Here is a 13803-nt window from a genome sequence, read left to right as displayed (position 1 = left end):
GTCAAGGCCTTGACAACGCTTCCCATGGGCTGCTCGCGGCGAGCGCCGAGCGCACCCGGTCGGTGTCCTCACCACGCCGGCGCGGGGCCCGTGGGACCCCCGCGGGTGTACGCGAGAAACGAGGCGTCGGGGCCGGCTGGGCGACCCCCTCGACCTCGACGACGGCGCCCCGGGCCCGCATCTGCGGGTGCTCGGCCGACTCGGCGATGTCCAGCACCGGATGCACACACGCGTCGACGCCCTCGAAGACGCCGGTCCACTCCCGCCGGGTGCGGCCGGCGAAGACCGACGCGATCCGCTCGGCCCAGCCGGCCCACCCCGACTCGTCGAACTGCCCCGGCCCGTCCTCCGGATCGAGGCCGAGCGTTCGCAGGAACGTGCGGTAGAACTTCGCCTCGATGGCCGCCACGGACATGAACCTGTCGTCGGCGGTGCGGTACACCCGGTAGAAGTGCGCCCCGCCGTCGAGGTAGTTCGTGCCACGGGTGAGGTTCCAGGCGCCCCGCGCGAGCATCGAGTGGATGACGACGGTGAGCAGCGCGCTGCCCTCGAGCATCGAGGCGTCCACGACCTGCCCACGCCCGGAGGAGACACGCTCCTGCAGTGCGGCCAGCACGCCGAAGGCCAGCATCATGCCGCCGCCGGCGAAGTCGGCCAGATACATCGGCGGCACGACGGGGCCGGTGTCGGGCAGGCCGATCGTGTCGAGCACCCCGGAGACGGCGATGTAGTTGAGGTCGTGCCCGGCGGCCGCGGCGAGAGGGCCGTCCTGGCCCCAGCCGGTCATCCGCGCCACGACCAGGCGCGGGTACCGCTCGGTGAGTTCGGCCGGGGCCAGGCCGAGACGTTCGAGCACCCCGGGCCGGAACGGGTCGAGCAGCACGTCCGCGTCGGCGAGCAGCCGGTGCACGAGCGCCCGGTCGGCCTCGGACTTCAGGTCGAGCGTGACTGTCGTACGACCCCTGTCGATCGCGTTGACCTGCGCGCGCTCCCGCCGGTCGGGCTCGCCGGGTGGGTCCACCCGGACCACCTGGGCACCCATGTCGGCGAGCATCATCGTCGCGAACGGCACCGGCCCCTGCCCACCGAGTTCGAGGAGCCGCAGGCCGGCCAGCGGCCCTTCGAACCGCTGGCCGGGGACGCCGCTCACGCCTGTTCCCGGGTGCCGGCCGGCACCGGGAGGCCGGTCACGGCACGGGGGTCGGTGCTCCACGTCCGCGCGGTCACGCCCTCCTCGCGCAGGACGCGCTTGAGGACCCGCCCGACGGCGTTCTTGGGCAGTTCGGTGCGGACCTCGATGTGTGAGGGCACGGCGTACCGCGGGATGCGCGGGTGCAGCCACTCGAAGAGCTCAGCGGGGTCGATCTGGGCGCCGGGCGCGGGCACGACAGTCACCTTGAGGTCGTCCTCGGCCAGCGGGGAGGGGACGGCGTGGACGGCGACCTCGCCGACGGCCGGGTGGGTCGCGACGACGCCCTCGATCTCGAAGCTGGAGATGTTCTCGCCGCCGCGGCGCAGGTAGTCCTTGCCCCGGTCGACGAAGTAGAGGTAGCCGTCCTCGTCGAGGCGGCCGTAGTCACCGCAGTGGAACCACAGTCCCCGGAAGACCTCCAGCGTCTTCTCCGGCTCACGCCAGTAGCCGTTGAACATGATCGCCGGACGGTTGGGACGGGCGACGATCTCGCCGACCTCGCCGACGGGCAGCGGGTTGTCGTGCTCGTCGACGATGCGTACCTCGAAGGAGTCGTTGATCTTGCCGGCGCTCCCGGCCCGGTAGCCCCCGGGTGGGGTGAGGGTGATCAGGCAGGCCTCGGTCAGGCCGTAGGCGCCCGAGCCGACCCGTTCGACGCCGAAGCGCTCCGTCCAGCGAGCGGCGAGCTCGGCGGTGACCGGCGAGCCGGACACGACGCGCAGCCGGCCGAAGGCCTCGCGGGTGGCCTCGGAGTCGGGGGCGCCGGCGATCATCGGCAGCATCGAGCCCATGAGCGCGGCCATCGTCGCGCGGCTGCGCAGGATCTCGTTCCAGAAGCCCCGGACCGAGAAGCGCGACGCGAGGTCGATGGCCGAGCCGAGCTGGAGCGAACCCATCACGTGCCCGACGGCGGCCATGTGGAACAGCGGCATCGCCGTCCAGAGGACGTCGTCGGCGCGGCGTTCGAGGTTCTCGTGCATCTGGCGGGCCATGTTCGCCACGTAGCCGTGGCTGACCATGCACGCCTTGGACGGCCCGGTCGTGCCGGCCGTGTAGATGAGGTGGCTGGTGGCGTACGCGTCGAGGTCCGGGGTGGTCGTCACCGCCGAGCCCTCAGCGACGGCGGCGTCGAAGTCCACGACCTCGGTGGCCCAGGCGGGCGCCGGGCCCGAGGCGGGCCGGATGGGGGCGCCGACGAGGACCGGCACCCGTAGCTCCGTGCCGATGAGGGCGTCGTCCAGGACGGGCACGAACTCGTCCTCGACGATCATCGCGACCGGGTCGGCGTCGAGCACCTGGTGGGCCAGTACGGCGCCGCGGTTGCTCGTGTTGAGCGGGACGACGAAACCGCCGCGAAGCGTCGTCGCCCACCAGGAGAGCAGGGCCAGGCGGCCGTTGCGGGCGAGGACGACGACCCGGTCGCCGGGCGCGCCGCCGCCGGCGAGGAACCCGGCGAGGCGACGCGACGCGGCGTCGAGCTCGGCCACTGTGAACGGGGCGCCGGCGAGGGTGAGGGTCAGGTCCGGCTGCTCGTCGAGCAGGCGGGACAGGGCGGGCAGGAGCGGGGTGGCTGCGGTGGGACGGTTCACTGGCTCTGGCTACCTTTCTTCGGGTCGGCCGCGCGCGGTGGCGGACGGCGGGGACCTGACGCTCAGCCCTTCGTCATCGCGACGGTCCGCAGGTCGAACAGGCCGAGGTTGGTCCACGGCAGCTGCTCGGCCCCGACGACCTTCGGGGAGGCGATGGTGGCGCTGGTGAGGTTGCAGATCGGGATGAACCACGCCTCGCTGAACAGCCGCTCCCACAGCTGGTGGTACTGCTTGGCGCGCTCCTCGACGCTGGAGCGGGGGTCGGCGGCCTTGGCCGCGATCGGGCCGATGACCTCCGGGTCGGTGGCGAGCTTGTAGTTGCCGAGGAGGTAGTTGTCCACAGTTCCCGCCGGGTCGAGACGCGGGTTGAAGGTGTTGGACACCTCGAGCTCGAAGTCGCCGGCGATGAAGCGGGCCTCGGTCTCGGAGTTCGGCGTCGGGTTGAGCTTCGCGTCGATGCCGGCCTGGGACATGGCGGCCTGGATGGCGGTGGCGGGCTGCTCGGTGTTGGTGCCGGCGGAGAAGCTGATCGACACCTTCGCCCCGCCGACCTCGGAGATCAGCGCCTTGGCCTTGGCCAGGTCGAACTCGTACGGGTAGGTCGCCGCCGGGTCCTCCCACGGGCTGTCCGGGTAGATGCTGCGGGTAGGCGTGCAGGTTTCGGCGAAGAGCGCGCGGATGGCGGCCGGGTCGACCGAGCGCGCGATTGCCTCACGGACCCGCTTGTCCTTGAGGTCGCCCATGTCGGCGCGCAGCAGGATGCCGAGGACGTTGCGGAACGGGCGGGTGGTCACCTTGAGCTGGCCGTCCTCGCCGAGCTGGCGGGCCTGGGTGATCTCGTTGGCCGAGGAGACGAAGCTGAGGTCGGTCTGACCGCTGATGACGCCGTTGAGCCGGGTGGCGCCCTCGGGGACCCGGGTGATCTCCATGCCGGCGAGGCGCCCGGCGTTGGGGTCCCAGTAGGTGCCCTCGGCGCGCTTGACGACGTACTTCTCGTTCGGGATGAACTCGGTGACGACGTACGGGCCCGAGCCGGCCTTGCCGGGGGCGCGCTTGAGGTCGACGCCGTCGGCGATCGCCTTGGGCGAGACCATCATCCCGGCGGCGGTGGCCAGGGCCGAGGGGAGCACGGCGCCGGTGCCCGGCTTGAGGTTGAGGCGCACGGTGTGCGCGTCGACGACCGTGACGCCGGTGATGCTGGCGAGGTCCTGCTTGATGGTGCTCGTGGGCAGCGTCTGGCCGCGCTCGATGTTGACCTTGACGGCGTTGGCGTCGAACGGCGTCCCGTCGTGGAACTTGACGTCGTCGCGCAGGGCGAGTTCGAGGTGGGAGCCGTCCTGGGCGTAGGTCCACTTCTTGGCCAGGCCGGGGACGACCTGGTCGGTGGAGTCGACCATGGTGAGCCGGTCGTAGATCAGCGTGAGGTAGGGGTAGCCGCCGGGGGCCGGCTGCGCCGGGTCGAGGTTCTGGAACGGCGACGAGGCGCTCACCCGCAGGACGGCGTCGGGGTCGATCTCACCCGTGGTGGCACCGGGGTCGCCGGTTCCGGTGGCGGAGCAGGCTCCGACGACGAGGGTGGCGGCGAGCAGGCTCGCGGCGACGGCGAGGCGTCGGCGGCGCGGGAGGCGAGACACAATGGTCCTTTCCTGACCTTCGGCCCGAGAGCGGGAGCGGCTCCGCGGGTCACCCGGCGGGTTCCCGGGGGCGGCCGGGCCGTTCGGCGGCGGCCGTGCGGGCGCGATGGTCATGGAGGTGATGGATGGCGGCGCTGGTGTGGAGCGCCTGTCCGGAGCTGATCGGCATCCGCGCCCGAGACTGGCGGTGTTGCGGCCGTTCGCGATCCAAACAAGCGCTCGATTGGGAACCGTAGGTGGCTGCGTGCGGGCACGTCAATAGGCGATCGGCAGCATGATCGACAAGGGGGCGGCGCGTAGCGGGCAACCGTTGCCAGCGCGCGATCAGGTCGCTAAGGTGCGCAGCAAGCAAGCGCTTGGTTGCTTGATGTCCGGCCGGCCAAAGGAGTCCGCACGGTGGAAGCCCCCCTCGCCACGGCACAGCCCCGCGACACCGGCATCGACGCGGTCGCCTCGGCCACCCGCCGGCTCATCGACGCGATCACCCGCGCGGGCGGCGCCGTCGACCCCGACGCCGACGCGATAGTGGCCGACCTCGACGCGCTCACCGCCCGGATCGACGCCCACGCCCCGGACCTCGCCGAGCGGATCGCGACGATGTGGCGCCAGCCCGGCCCGGGCCGCTTCGACCCCGCCGGCGGCACCGAGAACCCGCTGTCGCCGCCGGTGTCCCTCTGGGTCGAGCCGGACGGCTCCCTACGCGGGGAGGTCACCCTGAGGCTTGCCTTTCAGGGGCCACCCGGGCACGTGCACGGCGGCACCTCGGCCATGCTGATGGACCACGCCCTCGGCATCGCCAACGCCCGCGCCGGATACGCCGCGGTGACCGTCGGGCTCGACATCTCGTTCCGCGCGGCCATCCCGATCGGCTCGACGATCACGATCCTGGCCCGGCACGACGGGCGCGACGGACGCAAGGTGCGCAGCTCCGGCGAACTGCGCGTCGGGGACCTGACGTGCGTCACGGCCACCGGCACCTTCGTCCTCATGGACGACCCGTCCACGCGGGAGAAGTTCCGCCGAGCGTCGAGGGAGCAGGCATGAGCACCGATCCCCATCCGAGCAGCGCCGCACCCGGCCCGCTCGCCGGCCGCGGCGCGCTCGTCATCGGCGGGGGCGGCGGCTTCGGCCGCGCCATCGCCGCCGCGCTGGCCGCCGACGGCGCCGCCGTGACGATCATGGGACGGACCGAGGCGACGCTGCGGGCGGCGGCCGGGACGATCGCCGCAGCCGCCCCCGGAGCACCACCGGTACGGATCAGCGCCGGCGACTCCACCCACGAACAGGACGTGGCAGCAGCGGTACGCGCCGCCGACGAGACCCCGCTGGCCGCGGTCGTCACCACAGTCGGCGGCGGCACCTTCCGTCCCCTGCTCGCCCTCGACGCCGAGACCCTCGAACACGACTTCCGGCGCAACGTCACCACGGCGCTGCACGCCATCCGGTACGGCGGGCAGGCCCTGGCCGCGCGCGGCGGGGGCGCGATCGTGTGCACCTCGTCGAGCGCGGGCGGGCACTCCTTCCCGTTCATGCCGTCGTACTCGGTGAGCAAGGCCGCGCTCGAAGCACTCGTCCGGGTCGCCGCCGACGAACTCGGCCACCTCGCGGTACGGGTCAACGTGGTACGCCCCGGCATCGTCGCCACCGACGGCGAGAACCCGGGCCGGCTGCTGGCCGACCCCGAACTGGCCGCCGCGACGGTCGCCGAGAAGCCCCTGTCGCGGATCGGGCGCGCCGAGGACGTCGCCGCCGCGGTCCGCTTCCTGTGCGGTCCCGGCTCCTCCTGGATCACCGGCGCGTGCCTGCCCGTCGAAGGCGGGGCACACCTGCGGCGCGCGCCCCGGCTGGAGAAGCTCGCCCGGATCGTCAACGGCGACGAGGTCGTCGACGCCACCCTGGCGGGCCGCATCCCGTGACGGCGCCACAGACACCCGCCACCCGGATGGAGCTGACCACGACGCTGCCGCCGACGACGGCGCTGCGCGAGGTGCCCGCGGTCGTGGCGCGCATCGAACGGCTCGGCTTCGACACCGTGCACATCCCCGAGACGACGCACGACTCCCTGGCGGTCGGCCGGCTCGCGGCCGAGCACACCAGCCGGATCACCGTACGCACCAGCATGACGCTGGCCTTCCCCCGCAGCCCGATGGTGACCGCGTACGCCGCGTGGGACCTCGCGCGGTTCTCCGAGGGCCGCTTCCAGCTCGGTCTGGCCACCCAGGTACGCGGCAACATCGTCGGCCGGTTCTCGGTGCCGTGGGAGCGGCCGGTGGAGAACCTGCGCGACTACCTCGCCTCGATCCGGGCGATCTTCGCCGCGTTCAGCACCGGTGAGCCCCTGGAGCACGAGGGCAGCCACTACCGCTTCACCCGGCTGCAGCCGTACTTCAATCCCGGCCCGCTGCCGACCGCGGCCCCGGCGCTGTACACCGGCGGGGTCAACCGGCGCGTCTGCGAGGTGGCCGGCGAGCTCGCCGACGGCTTCGTCACCCACGCGACGAACTCGCACCCGAGTCACCTGCGCACGGTCGTACTCCCCGCGCTGCGCGCCGGGGCCGAACGGGCCGGACGCGCCGGGATCCCGCGGGTCGTCGTGGTGTCCAAGTCGATCACCGGGCCGACGCCGGCCGCGCTCGCCGCGAGCCGCGACTCCGCCCGCCAGGAGCTGGCGTTCCTCTTCTCCACTCCCGCCTACCGCACCACCCTGGACCGGCTCGGCCTGGGCCGGGTCGGCGAACGGCTCGCCGCGATGGCCGCCTCCGGGCGCTGGACCGGACTCGCCACCGTCCTCGACGACGAGACCCTGGCCGCCCTCATCCCGCACGGCACCTACGCCGAGCTGCCGGACGTGCTCGGGCAGGCGTACGGCGGCATCGCCGACGGGCTCGGGCTCGGGCTGCCGCTCGACCCGGACGACGACGAGGACTTCGGCGCGTTGCTCGAACGCCTCCGGCTCATCCCGACCAGTGCCGCGGCCACCATCCCGCCCGCGAACGCCGGCCCCACCAGCGCGACGCGCGGCGTCGCCGGATCGGAGACCCTGTCATGACCGCACGCATCGGGCTGCTCACCCCGGTCGTCGTCCAGCATCCGCGCACCGCGGCCGCCTGGGAACGGGACGTCCTGTCCGGCCCCGACGTCGGCGGCGCGCTGCTGGCCGTCGCCCGCGCCGCCGACTACCTGGGCTACCACCACCTGACCTGCAGCGAGCACGTCGCCGTGCCCGCCCCGATCGCCGCCGAGCGGGGCGCGACGTACTTCGACCCCGTGGCCACGCTGTCGTTCCTCGCCTCGGCGACGCGCCGCGTCCGGCTCGCGACGAACGTCGTCGTCATCGGCTACCACCATCCGCTCGCCCTCGCCAAGACCTACGGCACCCTCGACCTGCTCAGCGGCGGCCGCGTCGTCCTCGGGATCGGGGTCGGCAGCCTCGAAGAGGAGTTCGACCTGCTCGGCGCCGAGTTCGCCGGGCGCGGCGAGATCGCCGACGAGGCGATCACCGCCCTGCGCGCGGCGTGGGGCAGGGCCGTGCCGCACCACGAGGGGCCCCGGTTCACGTTCACCGACTTCGTCGTCGAACCGCACGCGCCGCGCACCACGGTGCCGATGTGGATCGGCGGGCGCACCCGCCGCTCGCTGCGCCGCGCCGTGACGTACGGCACCGGATGGGCGCCGTTCGGCCTCGGACCGCGGGAGCTGAACCGCATCTGGGAATCCGTGGAACGCCCGGACGGCTTCGACCTCGTGCTGCAGATCCCGCCGCTGGACCCGCTCGGCGACCCGGACGGCTCCCGCGCGCACCTGCGCACGGCCGACACCGTCGGGGCGACCGCTGTCAACGCGAGCCTCGTGGCCACCTCGGCCGCCCACCACCTCGAGCAGATGGCCGCGCTGCGCGAGCTCGCCCCGGAACGCTTCGAGACGAACCCGGCCTGACCGGCCGCCGACCGGTTCATCCGACGAGACCCGATCGAAAGGAACCCACCATGAGCGACTCGCAGCCCGACCGGCTCGCCCTGCTCGAGGCTCGCCTCGAACAGGCCGAACGGCGCCTCGCCGCAGCCGAGGACCAGCTCGCCCTCTGGCGGATCGTGGCCAGCTACGGCCCCGCCGTGGACAGCGGCTCGGCCGAGATCACCGCCCAGTTGTGGACCGAGGAGGGCGTGTACGACACCTACCCGGTCGTGCTCAACGGCCGGGACGCGCTGCGCGGCATGGTCAACGGTGAGCGGCACCAGGCCCTGATCAACAACGGTGCCGCCCACCTCATGGGGCTGCCGCACATCGTCGTCGACGGCGACCGGGCCGTCGTGACGAACTACTCGCAGCTCGTGCTCAGCGCCCCCGACCAGAACGGCTACCGGATCTGGCGTACCGGCTCCAACCGGTGGGAGTTCACCCGCACCGACGAGGGCTGGAAGGTGACCCACCGCTGGAACCGCCAGCTCGACGGCACCGACGAGGGCCGCGACCTCCTCGCCCGCGCCGTCGAATCCGAGGCCTGAGGCCGTGCGCATCGGCCTCAGTTCCCCGGTCCTGGCCGACTCCGGGCCCCGGCCCCCGTGGGAGGCCGAGGCCGGGGTCGCCGAGTTGCGCACCGTCTTCACCACCGCCGACCGGCTCGGGTACGAGTTCTTCACCTGCCCGGAGCACGTCAGCGTGTCACCGGGGCTGGCCCGGGGTGAACGCTTCTACGACCCGGTCGCGACGTTCTCGTACCTCGCGGCGATCACCGAGCGGATCCGCTTCCTGCCGTACGTGCTCGTGCTCGGGCTGCACCATCCGCTCGAGTTGGCCAAGCGGTACGGCACGCTCGACCACCTCAGCGGCGGGCGGGTCGTCCTCGGCGTCGGCGTCGGCAACCTCGAAGAGGAGTTCGCGCTGCTCGGGCGTCCGTTCGCCGACCGCGGGCCACGGGCCGACGACGCCCTGCGGGCGCTGCGGGCATCCCTGTCGGTACGGCTCGCCACCTACCACGGGGAGTACTACCACTTCACCGAGCAGGTGATCAGCCCGCACGCGGTTCAGCAGAAGGTCCCGATCTGGGTCGGTGGCCACAGCAGGCGCGCCCTCCGGCGGGCGGTCACCCTGGGCGACGGGTGGGCACCGGCCCCCGTCACGTATCGCGGGCCGGACCTGGAGACGCTGCCGCGGATGCTCGCCGAGCACGACCTGCCGGACGGGTTCGACGTCGTCATCACGCCTCCGGCCCGCCTCGACCCGACCGGCGCCCCCGAGGCCGCGCTGGACCTCGTCGGCCGGGTCGGTGAGGCGGGCGCCACCGTGGTCAACCTCGTCGTCCGGCACCGTGACCTGGCCGAGTACCTCGACCAGCTCGCGGCGGCAGCGGAACTCTTCGGTCTCGACCGCCGCGACTGAGCACTGCCGTGGACGCCGGGACCCGTCGACGAGCCCCGGCGTCCACGGTCACGCCTCGTTCGGCATGTTCGACCAGCCCTTGCGGTCGGCACGCGCGTACCAGCCCGAGGCCGCCAGGGTCCCTCCGTCCACCGGGATCGTGTGCCCGGTGACGAAACGGGCGTCGTCGCTGGCGAGGAACTCGACCACGGCGGCATAGTCGTCGGGCTCGCCGAAGCGTCCGACGGGAATCCACGTACGGATCAGCTCCGGGTCGCGTCCGCGCAGCATCGCCGCGGCCGGTGTCTGGGGCGTGTCGGCGAGGTCGGGCGCGATCGCGTTGACCCGTACCCCGTGGCCGGCGACCTCGACGGCGAGGCTCCTGGTGAAGGCGCTGACCCCGGCGTTGTAGGCGGAGTACGGGGCGCACGCCGGGATGCCCCGGAAGGCCTCGACTGTCGAGTTGTTGACGATGGCGCCACGGCCCCGATCGACCATGCCGGGCAGCAGCGCATGCGTCATCGCGAGCACGTGCCACAGGTTGATCTCGTAGAGCGCCTGCCACTGCTGCGGGGTCGAGTGCAGGAAGGTCTTGGCGGCCGGGCGGAAGTCGCCGACGTTGTTGACGAGCACGTCGACCCGCCCCGAGTCGACGGCCGCCGCGGCGGCGACCGCGTCGGCGACACCGTCGGCGGTGCGTACGTCGGCGAGGACCACCTCGACCTCGCCGCCGGCACCCCGGATGTCGGCGGCGGTGCCGGCGGCGGCCTCCCCGTCGATGTCGACGAGGACGACGTGGGCGCCAGCGGCGGCGAGACGGCGGGAGATGCCGCCGCCGATCCCGAGGGCGCCGCCGGTGACGACAGCGATCCGGCCCTCGAGCCTGCGGGTGGCGCTCATCTGCCGGTTCCTTCCTCGTCGGCCCGGGTCACGGAGACGCGATGGCGTTCGATCCAGTTGACGGTCACCGCGCGGCGTGTGAAGGCCCATCCTTCGGCGGTACGCGCGTACTCGTCGTCGTAGTGCAGGAACCAGACCACGTCCGAGGGCCCGTCGCGACCGGGAAGCAGGTGGTGGGCCGTGCCGCGAACCCGGCCACGGGCCCCGGTCGACGTCGGCAGGTAGCGCGCCCCGGCCACCACGTGAGTCGTCGCCAGGGTGCCGGCGAGCGCCCCTAAAGCGGCCACGACAGCGGCGCGGCCGACGTGGGGCACGTGCGGGCCGAGGTGCGCCGGCGGCTCGGGAACCACCAGGACGCCGTCCGGGACGAACAGCGCGCCGATCGCTGCCGCGTCGCGGTCGTCGGCCGCCGCGGCGTACGTCTCGGAGAGCGCGCGCAGCGCGGTGAGGTCGGCCGCGTCGAGGCCGGTCACGCCGCGCGAGCGGTCGCCGCGCGCACGACCTGGACAAGCTCGGCGACGGCGCGCTCGCAGTCGCCGCGGGTGTAGCCGAGCAGCGCGGTCTCGGCCGGATCCGGCTCATAGGCGAGGACGTTCCCGCGACCCTGGACGATCATCGAGTCGGGCATGAAGGGGTGCGGCTCGTCGCGCTCGGCGATGGTGCGGTTGCCCCCGGCCGCGTCGACCAGCAGCTGGAAGAACTGCGTGAACGTCAGGTTGGCGTCACCGACGAGGTAGGCCGCGCCCGCCGCGCCACGGTCGAGCGCGCCGCCGATCGCCTCGGCCAGGGACCGGGCCGACATGTAGTTCGTGCCGCCGGCCGGCGCGTGGTCGGGGATCTGCGGCTCGTTGCCGGCCGCCCAGGACACCATGCGGCGGTAGCGCTTTGCCGTGACGCCGGGGATGGCACCGATGATCGAGGGCGGGTTGAGGGTGCAGACAGTGAAGGAGTCGTCAGCCAGCGCTCGGGCGCCCTCGTCGGCGTCGCGGCGGGCGGCGACGTAGGCGCTGGAGTCGGCCAGGTCGGGTCGCAGGTGGTGGTAGTAGCTGCCGACCTGGACGAAGCGGGAGACGCCCGCGCTCTTGGCGAGGGCGGCGAAGGCCGGCACCCCCGCGCTCTGGGTCTCCTTCCAGAACGTGGCCTCGTCCGCGTCGCGGGGCAGGTGGCGTACGTCCTGCCCGGCCGCGAAGACGATGGCGTCGAAGGGGGCCAGGTCCTGGCGGGTGAAGGTCTGGCGGGTGTAGTCCCCGCGGAGGACGGGCAGGCCGGCGACGGGTGAGTCCGCGTCGACCGTCCCTCGGGCGGCGACGGTGACGTTGTCTCCCCGGTCGCGCAGGTGAAGGGCGGTGTGGACCCCGATCATGCCGGTTCCACCGACCACGAGTACCTCCATCGCGAGGTCTCCTTGCGTAGTGAGGCGGCTCCCCCGGCGTGCGTCTGGGAGCCGGCATGACTTCCGTATCAACCAACCAAGCGATTGGTAGGTTAGCACGAGCAAGCGCTCGCCGCGCCAGGCGTCGCCGCGCCGACATCGACCTGCGACTCAGCCGCCCGCGACTTCCTCGACATCGATGCCGCCATCAGCGGCCGGTACACCCTCGACCAGCTCTGCGACCTCGCGCACGCCGCCGAGAACGGATTCGACCGGAGCATGTTCGCCGCGATGCTTCGCCACGTCGACCGCTTCGACGACGAAGACTTCACCGACTACGGTCTGGCATCGCATGAGGTCGCCGACATGCGGGCTCGCGTCTCTGCAGGGCGGACCGCCCTGCTCCGAGAAGTCGAATAGGTTCGATCAACCTGCTCTGCTGCCCCCGTCTCCTCGGCCTGCTCGACTCACGGCACGTCCGGGTCGGGGTGCTCGGTCCGACAGCGGCTCGCGGCAGCGTCATCGATCAGGCATCTGTCGAGCAGCCAGTCAATGGCCCGGCGGGCTGCCCGAGCCTGGTGGAAGGCGTGCCAGACCGTCAGCAGGTGCGGATACTCGTCGTGCAGTTCGTCCCTGAACCGCCGGAAGGCACCCCTGCCTTGGACGGCCCGCAAGAGCCTGCGGCCCGCCTGCTCGTCGCTGACCCGCTGGGCGAAGTCGACCATGTCGCGGTGCCAGACGGAGGGCGGCAACGCCTCGATCGGAACCAGATCGAGTTCATCGAGGTCGATCGGCGTCTTCCCGTCGATGCCGCCGTCAGCCGTCCACATCACGATCTCCCCGCCGGCCGGATCGATGAGCCAGCGGTACTCGTACGCGCTCTGGTCCTGCAGCGCCGTGGCGATCTCTTCGAGATCGAGGTGGCGTACGTCGAGCATGATGTCCACTCCCGTTGCCGTGGTCGTCGGCGACCACGGTAGGTGCTCTTCCCTCTCGGCCGCGAACTAGAGCGCGGCAGTGTCCCGGTAGCTGCGGCGACAGATGGACACCCCTGCGGAGATGAGGCCGATGAGGATCGGGTAGACGGCGCAGCGCTCGACGAGGCCGACCAAGACGTTGGTCCCTGACCCGGCGACGGCGAGGAAAGCCGCCGTGGAGACGAGTCCGAAGGCGCCGAGCATGACCATGGCCTTCCCGGGCTTCCTGCCGATGCGGAGGTCTCGGTACATGCGCCCGAGCACGATGATCAGAATGTTGCCGCCGACGATGGCGGCCATGGCGCCCAGACCGTGGAAGTCGACAGTGCCCTGCCGGTCGGCTTCGCCGTCGCCGGGGAAGAGCGCCAGCACGACGCCGCCGGCACCCACCAGGGCGGCCATGCCGAGCAGGACCCCCGGGCGCCAGCCTCGCAGGCCGTTGAGCAGGGCGACACCGATGAACACCAGGACTCCGAAGAGGAAGAAGCCGGTGTTCATGACCCACCAGAGGGGCGAATACATGTACTGGCCGAACGCGGTCAACGGGCCGTGGACTCCGAGGTCGCTGATGTAGTGGTAGGTGTAGCTGTAGGGCGGGCTCCGCCAGGCCGCGGCGGCGACGAACTCGAGCAGCAGGAAGATCGCTGCTGCGGCGGCCAGCGCTGCCCCGGCGGGCTGGCGCTGGCCGCTCCGGTACGCCGCAGAGACGGTTGCCTTCGGCGTTGCCTTCACCAGTTGTGTCATGGCCGGGAGCCCTTCGGCGAGGTCGGCAGGGGCAGAG

General features: G+C 72.5%; 15 protein-coding genes. 6 read left to right on the top strand and 9 right to left on the bottom strand.

The genetic code is table 11. From position 1 onward, the window contains the following. Window position 1: 1 nt before the first annotated feature. From BAW75_RS09755 to BAW75_RS09745, 3 genes are all read right to left on the bottom strand, one after another. A complete protein-coding gene (locus tag BAW75_RS09755; RefSeq protein ID WP_104113348.1) occupies window positions 2-1150 on the bottom strand; it encodes a CaiB/BaiF CoA transferase family protein in 1149 nt (382 codons plus the stop codon). Then, entirely contained in the window at window positions 1147-2781 is a 1635-nt protein-coding gene (locus BAW75_RS09750) for an AMP-binding protein (RefSeq protein WP_104113347.1), read from the bottom strand. Before BAW75_RS09750 ends, BAW75_RS09755 begins: the two co-directional genes overlap by 4 nt. 62 nt (window positions 2782-2843) lie before the next feature. Beyond that, complete coding sequence (locus BAW75_RS09745) at window positions 2844-4415, bottom strand: ABC transporter substrate-binding protein (protein ID WP_104113346.1); 1572 nt, start codon at window positions 4413-4415, stop codon at window positions 2844-2846. A gap of 396 nt (window positions 4416-4811) precedes the next feature. Here BAW75_RS09745 and BAW75_RS09740 point away from each other — a divergent pair, with 396 nt between their 5' ends. Genes BAW75_RS09740 through BAW75_RS09715 form a run of 6 tightly spaced genes read left to right on the top strand, consistent with a single transcriptional unit; the run spans window position 4812 to window position 9794 of the window. After that, on the top strand, window positions 4812-5459 hold the full coding sequence (locus BAW75_RS09740) for a PaaI family thioesterase (protein WP_051611058.1): 648 nt from the start codon (window positions 4812-4814) through the stop codon (window positions 5457-5459). Beyond that, window positions 5456-6331 carry an SDR family NAD(P)-dependent oxidoreductase gene (locus BAW75_RS09735; protein ID WP_104113345.1) on the top strand — a complete coding sequence of 292 codons (876 nt, stop codon included), beginning with the start codon at window positions 5456-5458 and terminating at the stop codon, window positions 6329-6331. Before BAW75_RS09740 ends, BAW75_RS09735 begins: the two co-directional genes overlap by 4 nt. Then, complete coding sequence (locus BAW75_RS09730) at window positions 6328-7464, top strand: TIGR03617 family F420-dependent LLM class oxidoreductase (protein ID WP_208635220.1); 1137 nt, start codon at window positions 6328-6330, stop codon at window positions 7462-7464. The genes BAW75_RS09735 and BAW75_RS09730 overlap by 4 nt, the downstream gene beginning before the upstream one ends. Further along, window positions 7461-8351 (top strand): TIGR03619 family F420-dependent LLM class oxidoreductase, encoded by an 891-nt coding sequence (locus BAW75_RS09725; protein ID WP_104113343.1) that lies wholly within the window; start codon window positions 7461-7463, stop codon window positions 8349-8351. The genes BAW75_RS09730 and BAW75_RS09725 overlap by 4 nt, the downstream gene beginning before the upstream one ends. A gap of 50 nt (window positions 8352-8401) precedes the next feature. After that, complete coding sequence (locus BAW75_RS09720) at window positions 8402-8920, top strand: nuclear transport factor 2 family protein (RefSeq protein ID WP_104113342.1); 519 nt, start codon at window positions 8402-8404, stop codon at window positions 8918-8920. A gap of 4 nt (window positions 8921-8924) precedes the next feature. Beyond that, window positions 8925-9794, top strand: a complete 870-nt coding sequence (locus BAW75_RS09715; RefSeq protein WP_104113341.1) for a TIGR03619 family F420-dependent LLM class oxidoreductase — start codon at window positions 8925-8927, stop codon at window positions 9792-9794. Between the two features lie 48 nt (window positions 9795-9842). On the opposite strand, the gene BAW75_RS09710 is transcribed toward BAW75_RS09715, so the two are convergent. The 6 genes from BAW75_RS09710 to BAW75_RS09690 form a co-directional block, all read right to left on the bottom strand. Continuing rightward, window positions 9843-10673 carry an SDR family NAD(P)-dependent oxidoreductase gene (locus BAW75_RS09710; RefSeq protein WP_104113340.1) on the bottom strand — a complete coding sequence of 277 codons (831 nt, stop codon included), beginning with the start codon at window positions 10671-10673 and terminating at the stop codon, window positions 9843-9845. Then, a complete protein-coding gene (locus BAW75_RS09705; protein ID WP_104113339.1) occupies window positions 10670-11146 on the bottom strand; it encodes a nuclear transport factor 2 family protein in 477 nt (158 codons plus the stop codon). The genes BAW75_RS09710 and BAW75_RS09705 overlap by 4 nt, the downstream gene beginning before the upstream one ends. Then, complete coding sequence (locus BAW75_RS09700) at window positions 11143-12066, bottom strand: NAD-dependent epimerase/dehydratase family protein (protein WP_104113338.1); 924 nt, start codon at window positions 12064-12066, stop codon at window positions 11143-11145. Before BAW75_RS09700 ends, BAW75_RS09705 begins: the two co-directional genes overlap by 4 nt. Before the next feature lie 150 nt (window positions 12067-12216). Then, window positions 12217-12399, bottom strand: coding sequence for a hypothetical protein (locus BAW75_RS32025; RefSeq protein ID WP_146074824.1), 183 nt, complete (start codon window positions 12397-12399; stop codon window positions 12217-12219). A gap of 113 nt (window positions 12400-12512) precedes the next feature. Further along, window positions 12513-12983, bottom strand: coding sequence for a UPF0158 family protein (locus BAW75_RS09695; RefSeq protein ID WP_104113370.1), 471 nt, complete (start codon window positions 12981-12983; stop codon window positions 12513-12515). Window positions 12984-13049: 66 nt separating this feature from the next. Further along, window positions 13050-13766: a DUF998 domain-containing protein gene (locus tag BAW75_RS09690; protein WP_104113337.1), complete on the bottom strand. Its 717-nt coding sequence runs from the start codon at window positions 13764-13766 to the stop codon at window positions 13050-13052. Between the last annotated feature and the right edge of the window lie 37 nt (window positions 13767-13803).

Source organism: Micromonospora chalcea, assembly GCF_002926165.1.
In the GTDB taxonomy this organism is placed as follows: domain Bacteria; phylum Actinomycetota; class Actinomycetes; order Mycobacteriales; family Micromonosporaceae; genus Micromonospora; species Micromonospora chalcea.
The sequence above is the reverse complement of the archived record's forward strand: the minus strand, read 5'-3'. Positions and strand labels throughout refer to the sequence as shown.